At 37.9% G+C, this 15,762-nt stretch carries 13 protein-coding genes; 7 read left to right on the top strand and 6 right to left on the bottom strand.

Features of this window, described 5'->3' with window-relative positions; all coding sequences use genetic code 11:
- Position 1: 1 nt before the first annotated feature.
- The 3 genes from IE199_RS14940 to IE199_RS14930 form a co-directional block, all read right to left on the bottom strand.
- Positions 2-550: a hypothetical protein gene (locus IE199_RS14940; RefSeq protein ID WP_189772089.1), complete on the bottom strand. Its 549-nt coding sequence runs from the start codon at positions 548-550 to the stop codon at positions 2-4.
- 87 nt (positions 551-637) lie between these two features.
- Positions 638-1,693 carry an SPM autocatalytic domain-containing protein gene (locus IE199_RS14935; protein WP_189772087.1) on the bottom strand — a complete coding sequence of 352 codons (1,056 nt, stop codon included), beginning with the start codon at positions 1,691-1,693 and terminating at the stop codon, positions 638-640.
- A 163-nt stretch (positions 1,694-1,856) separates the two neighbouring features.
- On the bottom strand, positions 1,857-4,160 hold the full coding sequence (locus tag IE199_RS14930) for a CocE/NonD family hydrolase (RefSeq protein ID WP_189772085.1): 2,304 nt from the start codon (positions 4,158-4,160) through the stop codon (positions 1,857-1,859).
- 150 nt (positions 4,161-4,310) lie between these two features.
- Between IE199_RS14930 and IE199_RS14925 the strand changes: the two genes are divergently transcribed.
- Positions 4,311-6,434, top strand: coding sequence for a winged helix-turn-helix domain-containing protein (locus IE199_RS14925; RefSeq protein WP_189772083.1), 2,124 nt, complete (start codon positions 4,311-4,313; stop codon positions 6,432-6,434).
- A gap of 32 nt (positions 6,435-6,466) precedes the next feature.
- Here IE199_RS14925 and IE199_RS14920 read toward each other — a convergent pair whose 3' ends face one another.
- The gene (locus tag IE199_RS14920) at positions 6,467-7,483 is read right to left on the bottom strand and encodes a helix-turn-helix transcriptional regulator (protein ID WP_189772081.1); all 1,017 of its coding nucleotides are present in this window, start codon (positions 7,481-7,483) and stop codon (positions 6,467-6,469) included.
- Positions 7,484-7,665: 182 nt separating this feature from the next.
- Between IE199_RS14920 and IE199_RS14915 the strand changes: the two genes are divergently transcribed.
- From IE199_RS14915 to IE199_RS14890, 6 genes are all read left to right on the top strand, one after another.
- On the top strand, positions 7,666-9,783 hold the full coding sequence (locus IE199_RS14915) for a TonB-dependent receptor domain-containing protein (RefSeq protein ID WP_189772079.1): 2,118 nt from the start codon (positions 7,666-7,668) through the stop codon (positions 9,781-9,783).
- Between the two features lie 177 nt (positions 9,784-9,960).
- Positions 9,961-10,629: a class I SAM-dependent methyltransferase gene (locus IE199_RS14910; protein WP_189772077.1), complete on the top strand. Its 669-nt coding sequence runs from the start codon at positions 9,961-9,963 to the stop codon at positions 10,627-10,629.
- A 380-nt stretch (positions 10,630-11,009) separates the two neighbouring features.
- Positions 11,010-11,543: a MotA/TolQ/ExbB proton channel family protein gene (locus IE199_RS14905; RefSeq protein WP_189772075.1), complete on the top strand. Its 534-nt coding sequence runs from the start codon at positions 11,010-11,012 to the stop codon at positions 11,541-11,543.
- A gap of 2 nt (positions 11,544-11,545) precedes the next feature.
- Positions 11,546-11,896, top strand: coding sequence for a DUF2149 domain-containing protein (locus IE199_RS14900; RefSeq protein WP_189772073.1), 351 nt, complete (start codon positions 11,546-11,548; stop codon positions 11,894-11,896).
- Positions 11,897-12,025: 129 nt separating this feature from the next.
- The gene (locus IE199_RS14895) at positions 12,026-13,321 is read left to right on the top strand and encodes a sensor domain-containing diguanylate cyclase (RefSeq protein WP_229854752.1); all 1,296 of its coding nucleotides are present in this window, start codon (positions 12,026-12,028) and stop codon (positions 13,319-13,321) included.
- 20 nt (positions 13,322-13,341) lie between these two features.
- On the top strand, positions 13,342-13,653 hold the full coding sequence (locus tag IE199_RS14890) for a DUF2834 domain-containing protein (RefSeq protein ID WP_189772071.1): 312 nt from the start codon (positions 13,342-13,344) through the stop codon (positions 13,651-13,653).
- 30 nt (positions 13,654-13,683) lie between these two features.
- Here IE199_RS14890 and IE199_RS14885 read toward each other — a convergent pair whose 3' ends face one another.
- Together IE199_RS14885 and IE199_RS14880 are read right to left on the bottom strand one after the other, a co-directional pair.
- Positions 13,684-14,925 (bottom strand): sensor histidine kinase, encoded by a 1,242-nt coding sequence (locus IE199_RS14885; RefSeq protein WP_189772069.1) that lies wholly within the window; start codon positions 14,923-14,925, stop codon positions 13,684-13,686.
- Positions 14,922-15,593 carry a response regulator transcription factor gene (locus tag IE199_RS14880; RefSeq protein ID WP_229854751.1) on the bottom strand — a complete coding sequence of 224 codons (672 nt, stop codon included), beginning with the start codon at positions 15,591-15,593 and terminating at the stop codon, positions 14,922-14,924. The genes IE199_RS14885 and IE199_RS14880 overlap by 4 nt, the downstream gene beginning before the upstream one ends.
- Positions 15,594-15,762: the final 169 nt, after the last annotated feature.

The following is a 15,762-nucleotide window of genomic DNA, read 5'->3' as shown; positions in this document are numbered from 1 at the left end:
GTTACAGTGCTTTTTTACGTTTAAATTTTTGTTCAACAACTTGCTGTTGGTAAGTTTGCAAGTCTTGATAACTATCTATGGTTATTTGCTCAATTGGTGAGTTGTAGCTGATATCACGTAACAGCTCGATATTGTAGGGGCATTTGTTAATAAGCTGTTTTATCGCAGACACATCTTCACTTTCAGCCTTGATGAGTTGATAAAACAAGGTTTCGGCAAAGGTTGTTGGCGTCACAATGGTAATACGTTTGCTGTTAGACGCTAAATAATCTGGGTGGTAACTTGAAAGCGCCAAGGTGTGTTTTGGCGTCGGAAAGTCCACAGTCATGTCGCCCAATTGCATGGTTTTGCCGGTTTTTTGTTTAAAACCAAACTGTTGCAAAAACCCTTGTACATACTGGCGTTGTCCAACGGATAACACGTCATAATCATTACGGACAAACCAATTGTCATCATAAACCGTTAACAAAGGTAAGCCATTAACGGCATATAAATGCTTGTCTTTATTAATAGCTAAGGTGTCGGCAATATTATGTAAATCTAACAGCATCTCAACTCACGTTTATCCATTCTTTTCTTTAGTACGTTTTAATGAGCCAATAAGTTTATCAATCGAGATTAATAAACTTATTGGCAATCAAATGGCGACATCAACTTGATGGACACCTCGAGCTTGAAAGTTATTATCGTAAGCAAAACTTGAATATCGCATTTGGGCCTTGATATTGCCTTGCCTGTCTAAAAAGATGAAAGGCGTTTCATGGGCTTGTGTATTGATCCCAGCAATACCTACGTCACTCAGTGACATATAACGTCCAGAGCGTTTGCTTGTCGTTGGTTGCCAAATGTATAGATCATGGTAGGCACTGTCATTTTTATCAATAAATCCATTGCCATCTTGGTCTAACGTCGCTAGCTCACTAAATCCTTGGCCGGTTTGTGGACCAAATAGTTCTGTGCCATCATCGGCTCTACCATTATGGTTTTTATCATAAACTAAATAACCCACATCGCCATTAAAAACCGGCAACGGGTTCAGTGTATTATCGCTATTGACGTCAAACTCTGTTGTGCCTTTAACATTCCCTAATGGTATATCTCCAAATTGAACGATAAGCGGGTCTTTCAATTGCGACAAATCAACTTGTCGATATGATGTATATGTGTAAGCGCTTTCAGCATTATATTGGTAACTCATGGTAATTTGTTTATCACCTTGGCTAAATTCTCCTGCAATAGAAAAGCTTAACGCTTGGCTAAAAGTTTTAAATTCCATGATATGTAGAACATTTTCCTGTTGGCTATCAAGCTCTATCGGTATGACAGCTTCGTTTAACGCACTGAGTTGCTCACTTGTCAGTGTTTTAATATCTTGCTCTAACATTTCAAGTGTTGCGTTGTTTTTATCGTCAGGATTTAAAAATTCTACTAACTTTGCTAACAATAACTTTATCAGTGCTGACTCTTCATCAGCAGGTGAAGTAATCTCTTGTTCTGCGCTTTTTGATGTCTTTTGTGCTGGGGGTAAATTGGTTAACAAGGTGTCTCCAATTTCGTCTGTTGTTAATGGAGAGGGGGCGGAAGCTTGCGCTTTATTTGTCGATAACGGCGGCGCAGCAAGGCGCTGCTCTTTAATTTGAACATGCTGCTGATACTGCACATTGGCACTAATACTCTTAGTGATCATAGCCATGTTAGATTCCTTGCCTAAACGATTGGCGTATTGTGATCATGTTATCGGCACAAATAAAATAAAGTGTATGTTTTTTGCTCAGGTCAGATCTGTTAGTTTAAGACCCATATTTATTGAAGAGATAAAACGAGAGTACATTGACTCTCGTTATACAAAAAGATTTCTAATGCTCGTAATTAAATGGTGTAACCGGCAGGTGAATGACAGAATCAGTAAACCATTTCAAATTTAACTTTTCACCAGCATCTTCAATGGTTTCTATACTCACATCTTTACCCGTGCCCATATTGACTTGAGTCGTGTGATTTTTGTTTACATCAAGTACCAATGCAATACGACTGCCTTTTTCCATTAGTTTTGCATTCATTCTTGCATTAATCAGTGGAATAGTTGTTTTTTGGTCAGGCGTTAAAAGCTGTCTGTTGCTCATATCTTTGGCATAACTTGCACGGCTGCGATAATGGGTTAAATGAAAGGCTTTACCATCTGCTTGTATGTGATAAAGGTTAAAACCAATATCTACATCTTTTTTATTCACCGCAATTGAAAAGTAACCCGTTGGTGCACCTGCGTATTGCATATCCTGTTCAAATGGTTGTGAAAGAAAAACGATGCCAGTCTGTTCTGCAAGTTGATCAGAAATGATATCAACTGCATCGAGGTTGTGTTGAACACTTCTATCTGCCATATCAACAACTTGCTGGTGTGAAGCAATTGTATTAGGTTTAGTGGTACCTAGGATTTGGAACTGGCCTTTTTTTGGCGCCGCTAGATAGAAATCTATGCCATTAGCATTCATTGCCTGATAAGAATCAGCAAATTGCCATGTATTACTTCCCATCAATTGATAATTCACTTTGTTTTGTACTAAAGCAGGTTTTTCTTTGCTGTATAACAGGTGATCAAACCAAGCAAAAACGGTTTCTTCGGTGTCTTTTTCAAGCGCTACTTTATCGAGTTGGTAATTGCCTAAATGACTTCTAGGAATATTTTGTGCACTCCAGTGATTGTATGGGCCAATCAGCAAGCTGTGATTTGCATTTGGATTATGGCGATAATGCTCAGTCATAAAATCAATCGCTGAGATCTGCCCACCGTCGTAGTAGCCCGTTACTGTTAAAACTGGAATGTTAATATTAAGATAGTCTTTGCCGTAGGGCACCATCTGTTGATAGTACTCATCATAACTTGGGTGACTTAACCATTTTTGAAACCAAAGGTTTGCTTTACCTGCAAGCTCATCAATTTCTTTAAAGGCTCTGCCACTGGTAAATAGCTCTTGGTATAAGTTGTTCCAATATTGCCAGTCTCCGTATACGGATTGGTCCATGGTTTTATTGTTGGTCACGTGGAATGACCATTGATAGTTTGCGGTCAGGAAAATATTGTTTTCCATTGGTAAACCCGTTGCTAAGTTTGCCGCAGTATAGGGGGCAATGGCTTTTAGTGCTGGGTGGTGATATTTTGCTGCCGCCCATTGGGTAAAACCATTGTAGCTTCCGCCATACATAACAACACGACCATCACTCCAATCTTGTTTGCTTATCCAATCTATTAAACGAGTTGCATCTTTTCCTTCATGCTCCCACGGGACAATCACGTTATTACTGTTACGTTTACCTCTAGTGTTAGCGACAATTCCAACATAGCCGTGAGCAGCGGCATGTGTTGCGGTTCTTATATGTGAACGTTCGTCAGCATAAATAGTAAATTGAAAAGCTGTAGGGCGTTTTTGTTTATCTGTTTTTGAACGCACAATTGTCGCAGAATGTTCAATACCGTCTTTGGTGGTAATCAACACATCGGGTTCAATGATATAGCGTTTTTGATTTTCTGCCGCTAATAGCGGCTTAGTAACCGGAATTACCTGAGCAACAACATGGTAAATTTCACTGTTTGATACCAATTGAATAACTTGGGCTTCGTTAAGTGACTTGTTGTCTTTCAGTTGTTTAAAAACGTTAAACACGTAATTAAGCGCATTGTTGACTGACCAACCTAGGGCTGCGTCAAGTTTGTAAAGCTGTTCGTTATCAGCAGCTTGTAATTGCTGATTAAATTGAGCAGTTAATGCTAGTTCAAAGTTTTGAGAGCGCTGGCTATTATTTTTTGCCTGATGGAATAACTGGTAGTGATAATATTCCAGAGGGTATTGCTGTTTTGCAATAAGTGCATTGAGTTTATCTTGCTCTTGTCTTATTGAACGTAATGCTGTTTGAGTAAACGTTGATTGTTCGCTGACGATTGCTTCAGGTAATGCTTTAGCGAGTTTAACTAATTGTTGATAAAAATCCTCTGATGTTAACAGTCGCTCTGCATCTTGTTCAGAATTTATGGCGTCGTTTTGAAGCTGTGACAAATTAGCATAGCTTGTTTGTTGTGCTTTAACATTTAAGGCAGATAAAAATAGCACAATAAAATAGATTGTCATTGTTACTATTGGTTTTGTTTTAGGTAGAATTAACATCTTGTGTCACCTCATGTTTAATGATGAGGGCATGATAAAAAATTGCTAAAGTGATGTAGTGAATTCGACATGATTTGTGGTGATTTTAGGTGACCAAGTTATTTTTATTAAATAAAACAAATAAATAGAATAATAAGTGAAATAATAAACATGCGTTGGCAAATTGAACAATTTGTATTTTGTGACCATAAGCTCACCTTAATTAATGGGCAAGAAACACAACAATTAGAGCCTATGGTAGGAGAGCTATTAAAGTTTTTTTGCCAACACCATAGCGATATTATTACCCGTGATCAATTAATCGCAGGCGTTTGGCAAGGACGTGTGATCACTGATAACGCAGTTAATCGAGTCGTCACTAAGCTACGCAAAGTATTTGCTGATGACGCTAAAAAGCCTAAGTTTATCGCGACCTATCCAAAAAAAGGCTACAAGTTTATTGCAAGCGTAACTGCAATAAGTGAAGAACACCTTGATGAAAGCGTCGACGCCCTGAAAGCTATAGAAGACAATATACCTGATAACAATTTATCTAATACTAATTCACCTGAAATTAGGTCGTTAAAACATATCTCACAACAAAGACGTCAGCTTTTAATTGTCTCTGCGATTCTGGCATTTGTTATGTTGTTCATGACCGTTTGGTTGGGTCAGTCTGTATGGCAGCCAGCAGAGAAATCAGCGGAAATTTTCACACAATCAAAAGCGTTAACACGAAATCCAGGCCGAGAATCACAGCCTCATGTTTCACCGGATGGTAATTACCTGATGTTTACAGAATTTCTATCGGGCAAAATTCACTTGCGAATAAAATCACTTGTTGATGGATCACAAATATCTGTTGAACACGGAGCTGAAAATTGGGTTGGCCCAGGTGATTGGAACAAAACTGGTGATAAGCTGGTTTATCTGACGACAACTAAAGACAGTTGTCAGTATTATTTACGTGACTTTGTCGATATGACGTTGGGAGAGCCGAAGTTAATTCATAATTGCCCTGCAGGCAGCTTTGGCAAAATTATTTTTACTCACGATGATGATTTGCTGGTGTTTAGTGAAGCAAGTTTTCGAGGTGAGCCCTTTACCTTATTTAGTTTACGTTTATCGACAGGGGAAAAACGCAAGCTTAATCAACCTGAACTTGTATTAGGAGGCAACAGCCAATACGATTTGCATCCGGTTGAAAACAAATTGTTATTGTCCTCGCCCGATAAACAGCAGTGGGAGGGATTTTATTCACTGGATCTAACAACCGATCAGCTAACCCTGTTATTTAAACAAGATGCCTTTATCTGCTGCGGGATATGGGATCACACGGGTGAGCGAGTGGTGTTGCTTGGTGAGCATCCAGCTTATGAGTTTGTTAGCTATGATTTAACGGGTGAAGATCGAGAAGTGGTGTACTCTGGCAACCAACAAGTATCACCGCCAATGCGTCATAGTAATGGCATAGATTACCTATTTGGCTCCGGGTTTAGTAACCAAAATATAAAGTTATTATCATTAGATAACGGAAAAAGTCAGCTTGTTGCTGAGTCATCTGTTGATGAACGATTGGCAAGGTTTTCTCAATCTGGCGATAGCATTATTTATCTTAGTGTTGCTTCAGGCCATGAGGAAATTTGGTTTTATGATCTTGAGCAAAAAACAACGCGTCAAATCAGTCATTTTAACGATGCAAGACACTATGTTGATCTTCACTGGAGTCCCGACGAATCTTTCGTAGTTGCCTTGAGTCTTAACGAAATTCATATCATCGACTTTACCACAGGCCTAGCCAAAGTGGTGAAAATGCCACAAAGAGAAATTACTGGTTTATCACTAAAAGATAACCGCACCTTAGCATTTAGCATCAAGGTGGGAGAAAATTGGCAAGTACATCATTACGATTTAGCCTCAGAAACGTTAAAGCCAATTGACGCTAAATGGCAATTTGTTCGCTATCAGGCGGAGCAAGACGACATTATTTGGCAAGATAAAGACGGCCAATATTATGTAGGCGAAGCACAAATAATGTTAGATGATGAGTACCTTAGTACCATTAACTTTATTGAACGTCGCCACTTTAATATACAAAAGGTTGGTTCTCAATTCTTATACCAAGAATTTAATGAGGGTAAGTACCAGCTTACTTCTTATGATATAAATAGCAAAGAGAGAGTAGTTGTTTCAGCTAACGATAGCAGCTACTTTAATCGAAATAAGCAGTCGATATTGTTGAGTGAGGCGGTTAGATCAAATGCTGATATCTTTAAAACGATTGCCAGTAACTAACGTTTTATTGCTGTAAATGTGAACATATAAGCTTACCTGTTATTACCCAAATGTTGTTTTCGCAGTTGGGCTGGTGTTACGCCAAAATGTTTTTTAAAAGCAGTGACAAAATTGGCGACATGAGTATAACCCGCTGCATAAGCCGATTCGCCAATAGATAAACCGTCAATAATGATAGCGATTCGTGCATTTTCCAAACGTTGTATGCGCAAATACTCAATCGCTGTCACTTGATAAGCTTCTTTAAACTTTCGTTGCAATGTACTAACGCTAATTCCTAACTGCAGAGATAACTCTTTGAGACTAATGTTATCGTCTACAATAGCTAATAGTGCATCTTTTAATTTGTTATCTGCAACTTGCTCAATCTTTTTCGTTTTATTTAAGGCGCCTGAAGTGACGCTATAAATTTTATGCTCTTTGAGCGTTGGCGACAGTAATAAAGGTAAAATAGAATTGATGAACTGTAGTGTTAACTGTTCTGCATGTAGCTCATTTTTCACACCACCAGCTAATTTATATTTTAATAATTGCCCAGCAATAACTTTTATATTATCGGTAACATCCAGTTGATAAACGCCGACATTATGAGAAAAAATAGCGTTAATTTGCGCTCGATCATTTGCTGTTTGACATCGTGACAATAACCAAGATTTTTCAATGGTGACATTGGTTTTACAAACGGCGTGACCATGAATTAAATGACGGGTGAACACCTCTGGTTGACCGATAACATTGACAAATAAAATAGGCCGCTCATTCGCATTAAACTCAAATGTGTTGTCACTTAAACTAAAGTTTACTTGACCATTAAATAACAAATTAATGCTTATACACGGTAATAATTGAGAAGAGCAGCTACCATTTTTATTTTCAACAATATCGCAACAATGTACCGATAAGCCCGAGGGAAACCTATCAAATAATAGGTCGCCATTAATAACAACTTGATTAACTTCCTGAAGATTTTGAAAGCGCATTTGATGGTGTTGATACCGTTTACTCATCATATGCCTTAAGTCATTTAAACTGACCGTTTTATCCCGCATCACCCTAAGTCCTGTAATTCGTCGCTAAACGATAGATGATCTGACGATTTTGCAAAATAGTTTGCAGATTTCGCAAATTAATTAATGCACAAGCAACCATAGCACATTGATACAATAATGAGAACAATTCTTATTTAAATTGCTAATAACTACATTATTTAACGTATTAACAAGGATCTATCATGTTTATTTCACGTTTCAACAAAAGCGTGCTTGCAATTGCGGTATCGTCAATGTTTTCGTCAACTGTTTTTGCAGATGAATTAAAGGATGATGATATTGAACGTATTTCTGTATGGAGTACTCAAGTTAAAACATCGTCACTTTACTTAAAAGGTGAAGAAATTGCCGACAAGCAAGCTGATCATATTTCTGATCTGTTGCGCTCTATTCCTGGTGTCGATGTTGGTGGTGCACATTCATTAAATCAGCGCATTACCATCCGTAGTATGGATGATAAAGATTTAAACATTACCATCGATGGCGCAGCACAAAATAGCTATATGTATCACCACATGGGGAACTTGCAAATTCATGCTGATATTCTGAAATCTGTTGATATTGAAATAGGTTCTAACTCTATTGTTAACGGTGGTTTAGGTGGTGCGGTTCGTTTTGAAACCAAACAGGCTCGTGATTTACTAGCACAAGACCAGCGTTTTGGTGGCCGTGTTCAGGTAAGTGCAGGCGATAACTCAGGTAGTAATTATTCATTAACGGGTTATGGTCTAATTGGTGATTCTTTTGATTTTCTTGGCTATTACAACGCAGTTGAGCGCGATAACTATGAAGTTGGTGGTGGAAAAATTAAGGATCATTTAGGTGAAGTTGTTGAAAATACCGATGGTAAAGTGCGTGGTTTGTCAGGTGACCTTGATGATGCATTGATCAAATTTGGTTGGAATATCAGTAATGATCAGCGTGTTTCTTTAGGTTATGAAACCTATAAAGATCAGGGGGATTATACTTATCGACCAGACATGGGGTTAGCTACGGATATCGCAGCAACTCAAGCGCTAAAACTGCCATTACTTTGGCCTACCGAATTTACCCGCGATACCTTGACCTTTAACTACGATGTAACTTGGGGCGAATCTACCCTAAAAGCTACTGCTTATACCAATACTAGTGAGTTATGGCGAGACCAAACAGGCTGGGCTCAAAATGAAAGGTTTGCAAATAGGGCAGCAATTGTTACGGGGGAAGCTAAAAATAGTGGTTTAAATGTGTTAGCTGAAACAGCAATTGAAAGCGACAATATTAGCCATGAACTTACCTACGGTTTTAACTATTTAGTACATGAAACACACTATGAATCAAAAACTACTTCAGCGGTAGATACTTCGGAAGAAGAATCATCAACCGTGTCATTTTTCATTCAAAACCGTGTCACCTTTGAAAACGGTATTACCTTGATCCCCGGCGTTCGATATGACAATTATGATATTGACTCTTCAGTAGTAGATGATAGTTATGATCAAGTGTCTTTTTCATTAGCTGCTGAGCTGTCAATCTCTGACAATACATTGTTAAAGGTAAGTAGCACAGAGATATTCAAAGGCCCAGAAATCAGTGAAGTATTTGTCGGTGCTGGTCAAGGAGAAACCGAGAACCCACACATAAAAGCTGAAACTGGCTTAAACACAGAAATTGCGATTGCTTATCAAGATGCTGTGTTGGGCGCAGATGCTTTTTCAATGGGTGCTACACTATTTCGCACAGTGATAGATGACTACATTTACGATTACGCTTCAATCCCAAATGATCCTAATCCACGTGCGTCGTGGAAGGACAATATTGGTGATATGGAAATAGACGGTTATGAAGCGTATGTAGGCTATCAGCTGGGCAACTTCAATGGTCAAATTACCTTTTCTTCTGCTGAGAGTGATTTGGATGCATTTAGTCAATACAAATTAGCTCATGACGGTGCACGTTTAGATCGCCAGCAAGGGGATACTATTAGCGTTAATTTTAGTTACGCTATTGATGCACTGAATCTTGATGTTAATTGGGAAACCATGCAGGTCAGTGACGTCACTAAGGGTATAGATTTAGGTGGTGCTACAGAAAACAATGCTAAACAGGGCTTTGTTGTTCACAACATTTCTGCTCATTGGGAGCCAGATTCTTTAAAAGGTGTGACGGTAATTGTCGGTGTTGATAACGTGTTTGATGAGTATTATGCTTCACAATCTTCACATACAGGATTATCTAAACATTTCCTTTTTGGTGATTTGTATCTGTTTGATTACGAGCCGGGACGCAATATCAAGGCGACAGTTTCATATCAATTTTAAACTTAGTTAATTTGTTTTGATATTAAGGCCAAGAACGCAAGTAAGTATATGGCCTATTTGCGTTTTCTTTTATTTTTCTTGAACTTTTTACTAGTTGTATTTTCCAAAAGGTTTTATATTTTATTGAATGTAAACAATTATCGTTAACTTTTAATTGTTAGATTTACAGGAAAAGTAATGTCCAGATTTGAAGGAACAGCTGCCGTAGAGTATGACGATCGTATTAGTATGCTTGTACCCGGCTATCAAATTATGCATGAAGCAACAGCAAGTTTAATGGCAGCACATTATACAGAAAAGGCGACTATTTTAGTGGTTGGCGCAGGGACAGGCAGTGAAATATTAACTTTATCTCGTATAAACCCCAATTGGAGTTTTGTTGCCGTCGATCTCTCTCAAGATATGTTAGATATTGCTTCAGTTAGATTTCATGAAGCAGGTATTAGCCATCGAGTCAGTTGCTTTTGTGGCGACCTATCGCAATTAAGACGAGTTAAATTCGACGCTGTAATTTGTTTATTAGTGATGCACTTTATCAAGGGCCTAAACGATAAACAGGAGTTTTTAATTGAAATCACCATGCGGTTAAAACACCATGGCCAGTTATTTATCGCGGACTATATGAAGTTTAGTCAAGACGAAGTGGCTTTGGCACAGGTTAATATGTCAATGTTGCAAGGAATGAATAGAGACTCCGTTGCGCAAATGCAGGCAAAAATGTCACTTGATTTTGATGCTCTATCAGCCAACCAGTTATATAAGTTGGCGCGTGAAGTAGGGCTTAGTCGGCCAAAAACATATTTTCAATCATTGTGCTATCAAGCCAATATGTTAACCCGCTTGTAATTCCTCAACGTTTTCATTTTTTACACCACCAACAAAATACCACCAGGATTTTTACGACTCTGGTGGTAATTACTTCAATTGCTATCAAGCGTTTATAAGGGATAGATAAGGCAAGTTAAATAGAGGTTAATAAGAAAATTATAAATAGTTGGAAAAAATACCAACACCGCATGTTTGCTAGTTAAGTTTAGCAGGGGGGATTGCAAATCACCTTAAATAGCAAACAACGTCTGCGGCTTGGGTATTACTTTGGGCTTTTCTAATCAATCGTTGCCTATCATACATCATAAAAAATAAAAGTAAACACAAATAAGAATGGTTTTCATTTAAGTGGTGTTTGTGTACAATTCTCCAGCATTATTAATTTGAGGTACGATGCTGTGAATATTCAATTTCTAGAAATAACTATGGCGCAAGTTGCAGAGTTACTAATGGCTCCAGTAATTGTTGCTATATGTGTTTTGGTTGTTTACGCCATTTTTGCTCTTGGGCGTTTTTTATCACAATGGTTGATTAGGCGACAGCATTTGCTGACCTATACTCGTCAAATATCTGATAGTCAAACCCCAGCTAAGACCGTTGCTGGTTATCCAGTTCACAATTATTTTATTGTTAACCCAGAAGCCAGTGATGATGAGTTGGAAGTTGTTGCACTTAAAGAATTGGAAACCTTACGTATTGTAACGCGTGTCGCTCCGATGTTAGGACTGATTGCTACCATGATCCCAATGGGACCAGCACTTCAAGCTTTGGCTGATGGCAATATTCAAGGCATTAGTGAAAATTTAATCATTGCTTTTGCTGCAGTTATTTGGGGGCTAGTGATATCTACACTGACTTTTTGGCCTGCATCAGTAAAAAAACGTTGGTGTGCAGACGAGTTAATAAACATTCGTAAGGTTAAAGAGAAATAACAATGCGTTTTTTAGATGAAGATGAAGAGTTAAACCCAATAATCAGTGCGGTCAATTTAGTCGATGTATTTTTGGTGATAATCGCTGCATTGCTGATTGCACTAGCGCAAAATCCTCTTAACGTGTTTTCTGCGGATGATGTGACTGTTGTTAAAAACGCAGGAAAGCCAAACATGGAAGTTATCGTTAAGCAGGGAAAAGAAATAAAACAATATAAATCTACGGGAGATATCGGCTCCGGAGAAGGTATGAGAGCAGGTGTAGCATACAAAATGGCTGATGGTAGTTTTGTTTATGTGCCTGAAGATAACAAGGACATTGATAAATCAAACAAGTCAGCAATGACTAAATGATACAAAAGTGAAGCTATTTGTTCATATAGTTGTTTTAGCGCAAATTTTATTTTTATTGAAATAACCAGTATCGCTTTTAAATTCGTTATAATAAAGCTATACGTTCAATTGAAATGATAGGTTGTCGCGTTGTCCGATCAAAAAAATTTAAATGCGCCGTTACCACAGCAAGTTGCGATGCTGTCAGAGATTCTAAATACTGTTGGTGCTTTTATTTATGCTAAAGATTTAGCGGGCCGGTACACCTACGCGAATCAACTTGTTTTAGATTTATTTGGTCAAACTCAAGAACAGGTGATAGGGAAAGACGACAGCCACTTTTTCGACTTAGCGCTTAACAAAGGGCTTACTGATAATGATCAACGGGTAATGCAACAAGGGCAGGTTGTCGAAGTAGAAGAGTCGAATATATTGAAGTCGACTGGTGAACTACGCATTTACCAGACGGTAAAAAAACCACTCTATGATACCAACGGTAACATTATTGGTATGTGTGGAGTCTCTACAGATATCACTGAAAGAAAGCGCTTAGAAAATTTAGTCAAAGAACAAAATCAACTGCTTGATGTTGTGCTAAATAATGTTGATGCTCATATTTACATGAAAGATAACCATCGAACATTTAAATATGTGAATAGTCATGTGGCTAAACTTTTTGGTTTGCCTGCAAAGGAGATCATTGGCAAAAAAGAAACCGAAATATTACCAGACGATGTAGCAGAACACTTTTATCAATCGGATAAAAAGGTGTTTGAAACAGGAAAACGCCAACGTATTGAAGAAACCGTTATTGATGATGATGGTAATTTACATCACTACTTGAGTGTTAAAATACCTTTTAAAAAGGAAGGTCAAGAGCCTGTTTTAATTGGCTTTTCAACTGAAGTTACTGAGTTATTTAAGTTAAAAGAAGAGTTTAAGAAGCAAGCTAATACCGATCCGCTAACTGGCCTGTATAACCGACGTTATTTTGTTGAACATGCAGAGCGAGAGTTTAAGCGCGCTCAACGTAACGGGCAGCCATTGGCGGTTATTTCCCTCGATATCGATCACTTTAAAAATATTAATGATAAATATGGACACCCTGTAGGTGATCAAGTGCTAATCGAAGTAAGCAAAAACTTGTTACCTAATTTGCGCAGTGAAGACGTACTTGCTCGTATTGGTGGTGAAGAATTTGCCATCGTATTGCCTGAGACTGACCTAGATAAAGCTACGGTTATCGCTGAAAGGATTAGACGTCAGCAAGAAGAAATTTGCCTTACTGGTAACTGGTCAGGAGAGATCAAGGTATTTGTAAGTGTTGGTGTGGCGGTGAAAGAGTCGAGCGATAGTGATTTTGACTCACTTTTTTCTCGCTCTGACCAAGCGCTATATAACGCTAAAAATAATGGTCGAAATCAAGTATATTGTTGTAGCAAATAGAGCATAAGTTGTAAAAACACATGGATAGAGTGTATGTATTTTTAGCCTTTATTGGCTTTGTTATTCCTTATAGCGTTTTCATTTCATGGATGCTTAATCACGGTTTAGACTTCAGTTTATTGTGGCAAAGCATCATGGATGAGCCTATCAGTTTGTTTGCGTGGTTAGATGTGTTGATTGCGGCTGTTGCAGTGCTCGTTTACACCTTTCACCAACGAGCAAATTACTCAAATATTCAAATAAAATGCATAGCATTTGGGACATGTTTGGTAGGAGTTTCTTTTAGCTTACCTTTGCTGTTGTATTTCAATGAAATTAACCAAAAAATTTAAACAAAATAATAATTAAAAATTAACACCGCATTATTTAAAATACAGTGTTATCGCAAATGTATTATTGTCTGTATGTAACGTTAGTTTCCAGCCCATATTCTCTGCGATGCGTTGACTCAAAAATAGACCATGACCTAAACCTGTGCTTTTTTCACTTCGTATACCTGATGATAAAAGATGATCAGTAGGTACTGTAAATAATGAATCTTCAAAAGCATTTGCAATAATAAAGTGTTTTTCTGTGAGCGTGATTTGAATGGTATGTTCAGTTGAATAACGCAACGCATTAGTAAGCAAATTATTAAGTAATAGTTTGGTTAAAGTTTGATTTCCCATTGCCTGTGCTTTCTCAAACAAAGACATATCTAAAACTATCTTTCTTTGTTCAATTTCTTGATACAAATCCATTACGACCTGCTCGAAAATCGCAGTCAGATCGATTATTTCACTTTGCAGTGACTCTGCTCTAGCAAGGGCAAATAGTACGCTAATGGTATTGTTAATGTCATTGAGTGCCTCATGCATGCGGTTGACATTAGTATGTTCTTGCATTTGTGAATTTAACAGCTGCAACTCATTAGCAATAATCGTCAACGGCGTTCTTAATTCATGACTAACGTCTCGAGTAAAGTGCTTTTCTCGACGCAAAGTAGTACGCAAATCATTCATGTTTGATTGTAAAGTACTTGCTAAAAATCCTATTTCATCTGGATAATTGGCGAGTTGGACAGGTTGCTGAACGTCGTTAGCGTCGCTTATTTCTTTGGCTAAATTTACAATAGGTTTTACTGAAAGAATACTTATCCAATATGCAAAAAAGATTGCTAGCAATAAGCAGCAGATAAACACTATGGTAAATAACAGCATCAATTGTTTAGACATCCTTGAAACCACCAACAAGTGTGGGACATCAGCCAGTAACAATGCGCTTGTATGGTCATAAAACTTTAATTTAATGATATGAAAATGATGGCCATCATCGGTGAAAAACTCTTTTGATCGTTCATTTATTTTTAATTGATTCTGCACGGCGATCGGTAATGAAGTTTGATCTTGATGAATCGATATAAAATCTGCTCGAGCATTAGGTAACTTTTGGGTTGTTTTATAAGTTTGTTGTACATAAGACGCTTCATTGTTAAGTACTGCATAGATAACTTCATCTTCGACAACAAATGCGATCACCCAAGTGAAAGCTAAAAACAGTAAGCTAGTGATGATGGTAAATAAGGTTAATTGTTTAAAGACTCGTTTTTTAATACCACTAATCATGAAATATCCAACTTAAATCCTAGGTTTAATATCGTTTTAATTAGCGCTTTATCAAAAGGTTTGTCGACAACATTGCGTAAACTGTACATATGTGATTTTAAAGCATCAGAGTCGGGAATATCGTCCCCCCAAATATTGTGCATTAACACTCTGCGTGATACCGCTTCAGGATAAGCTTCCATCAAGGTTTTAAGAATAATAAACCCAGTTTGAGTAAGTTTTAATGGCTGACTGTGACGAAATGCAGTTCTATCAGCTGTGTGTAGTGTCAACTCACCGATTTGCAGTGTATTGCTGCGTAGTAGATCTTGTCGGCGGGTTAGTGCCTGACAGCGCAAGGCGACTTCTCTTAGGTCGTAAGGTTTGGTTAAATAGTCATCGGCACCCGTTGCAAACCCTTTGGCTTTATCTTCAAAGGCGTCGCGAGCCGTTAACATCAATACAGGTGTATTGCGTTCGGCTTTATGCTTTATTGCCTGGCAGACCGCAAGACCATCAATGCCAGGTAAATTTAAATCTAATAATACGATATCAAAGATTTCCTGCTGACATAGTGATATTGCTAGTTCCCCTGTAGTTGCGAGATCTACAGTCCAACGTTGTGCGTTGAGAAACTCTACTAACTGTTTACCTATGACGGGATTATCTTCAACAACTAATATTTTCAATGACTTGGCCTTACTTCTTTGTATTGATAGCTATGGTATCGAATATTAGGTGAAAATGAAGTGATGATATTAGACTTTTCATAATTCTGTCATTTTTTATCTATTAAACGTTAACCTGTTGGTCACATTGCTTAAATCCTACCGTCATTTTTTCTCAGTAGCATCGTGC

This window comes from Thalassotalea marina (assembly GCF_014656435.1).
Classification (GTDB): Bacteria; Pseudomonadota; Gammaproteobacteria; order Enterobacterales; family Alteromonadaceae; genus Thalassotalea_C; species Thalassotalea_C marina.
This window is presented reverse-complemented; position numbering and strand designations above follow the sequence as displayed.

Coding starts and splice junctions, on each gene's coding strand:
- IE199_RS14885 (WP_189772069.1), bottom strand. CDS start 14,925: ATGATTAGTGGTATTAAAAAACGAGTCTTTAAACAATTAACCTTATTT.
- IE199_RS14920 (WP_189772081.1), bottom strand. CDS start 7,483: ATGCGGGATAAAACGGTCAGTTTAAATGACTTAAGGCATATGATGAGT.
- IE199_RS14910 (WP_189772077.1), top strand. CDS start 9,961: ATGTCCAGATTTGAAGGAACAGCTGCCGTAGAGTATGACGATCGTATT.
- IE199_RS14930 (WP_189772085.1), bottom strand. CDS start 4,160: ATGTTAATTCTACCTAAAACAAAACCAATAGTAACAATGACAATCTAT.
- IE199_RS14915 (WP_189772079.1), top strand. CDS start 7,666: ATGTTTATTTCACGTTTCAACAAAAGCGTGCTTGCAATTGCGGTATCG.
- IE199_RS14925 (WP_189772083.1), top strand. CDS start 4,311: ATGCGTTGGCAAATTGAACAATTTGTATTTTGTGACCATAAGCTCACC.
- IE199_RS14890 (WP_189772071.1), top strand. CDS start 13,342: ATGGATAGAGTGTATGTATTTTTAGCCTTTATTGGCTTTGTTATTCCT.
- IE199_RS14935 (WP_189772087.1), bottom strand. CDS start 1,693: ATGGCTATGATCACTAAGAGTATTAGTGCCAATGTGCAGTATCAGCAG.
- IE199_RS14940 (WP_189772089.1), bottom strand. CDS start 550: ATGCTGTTAGATTTACATAATATTGCCGACACCTTAGCTATTAATAAA.
- IE199_RS14900 (WP_189772073.1), top strand. CDS start 11,546: ATGCGTTTTTTAGATGAAGATGAAGAGTTAAACCCAATAATCAGTGCG.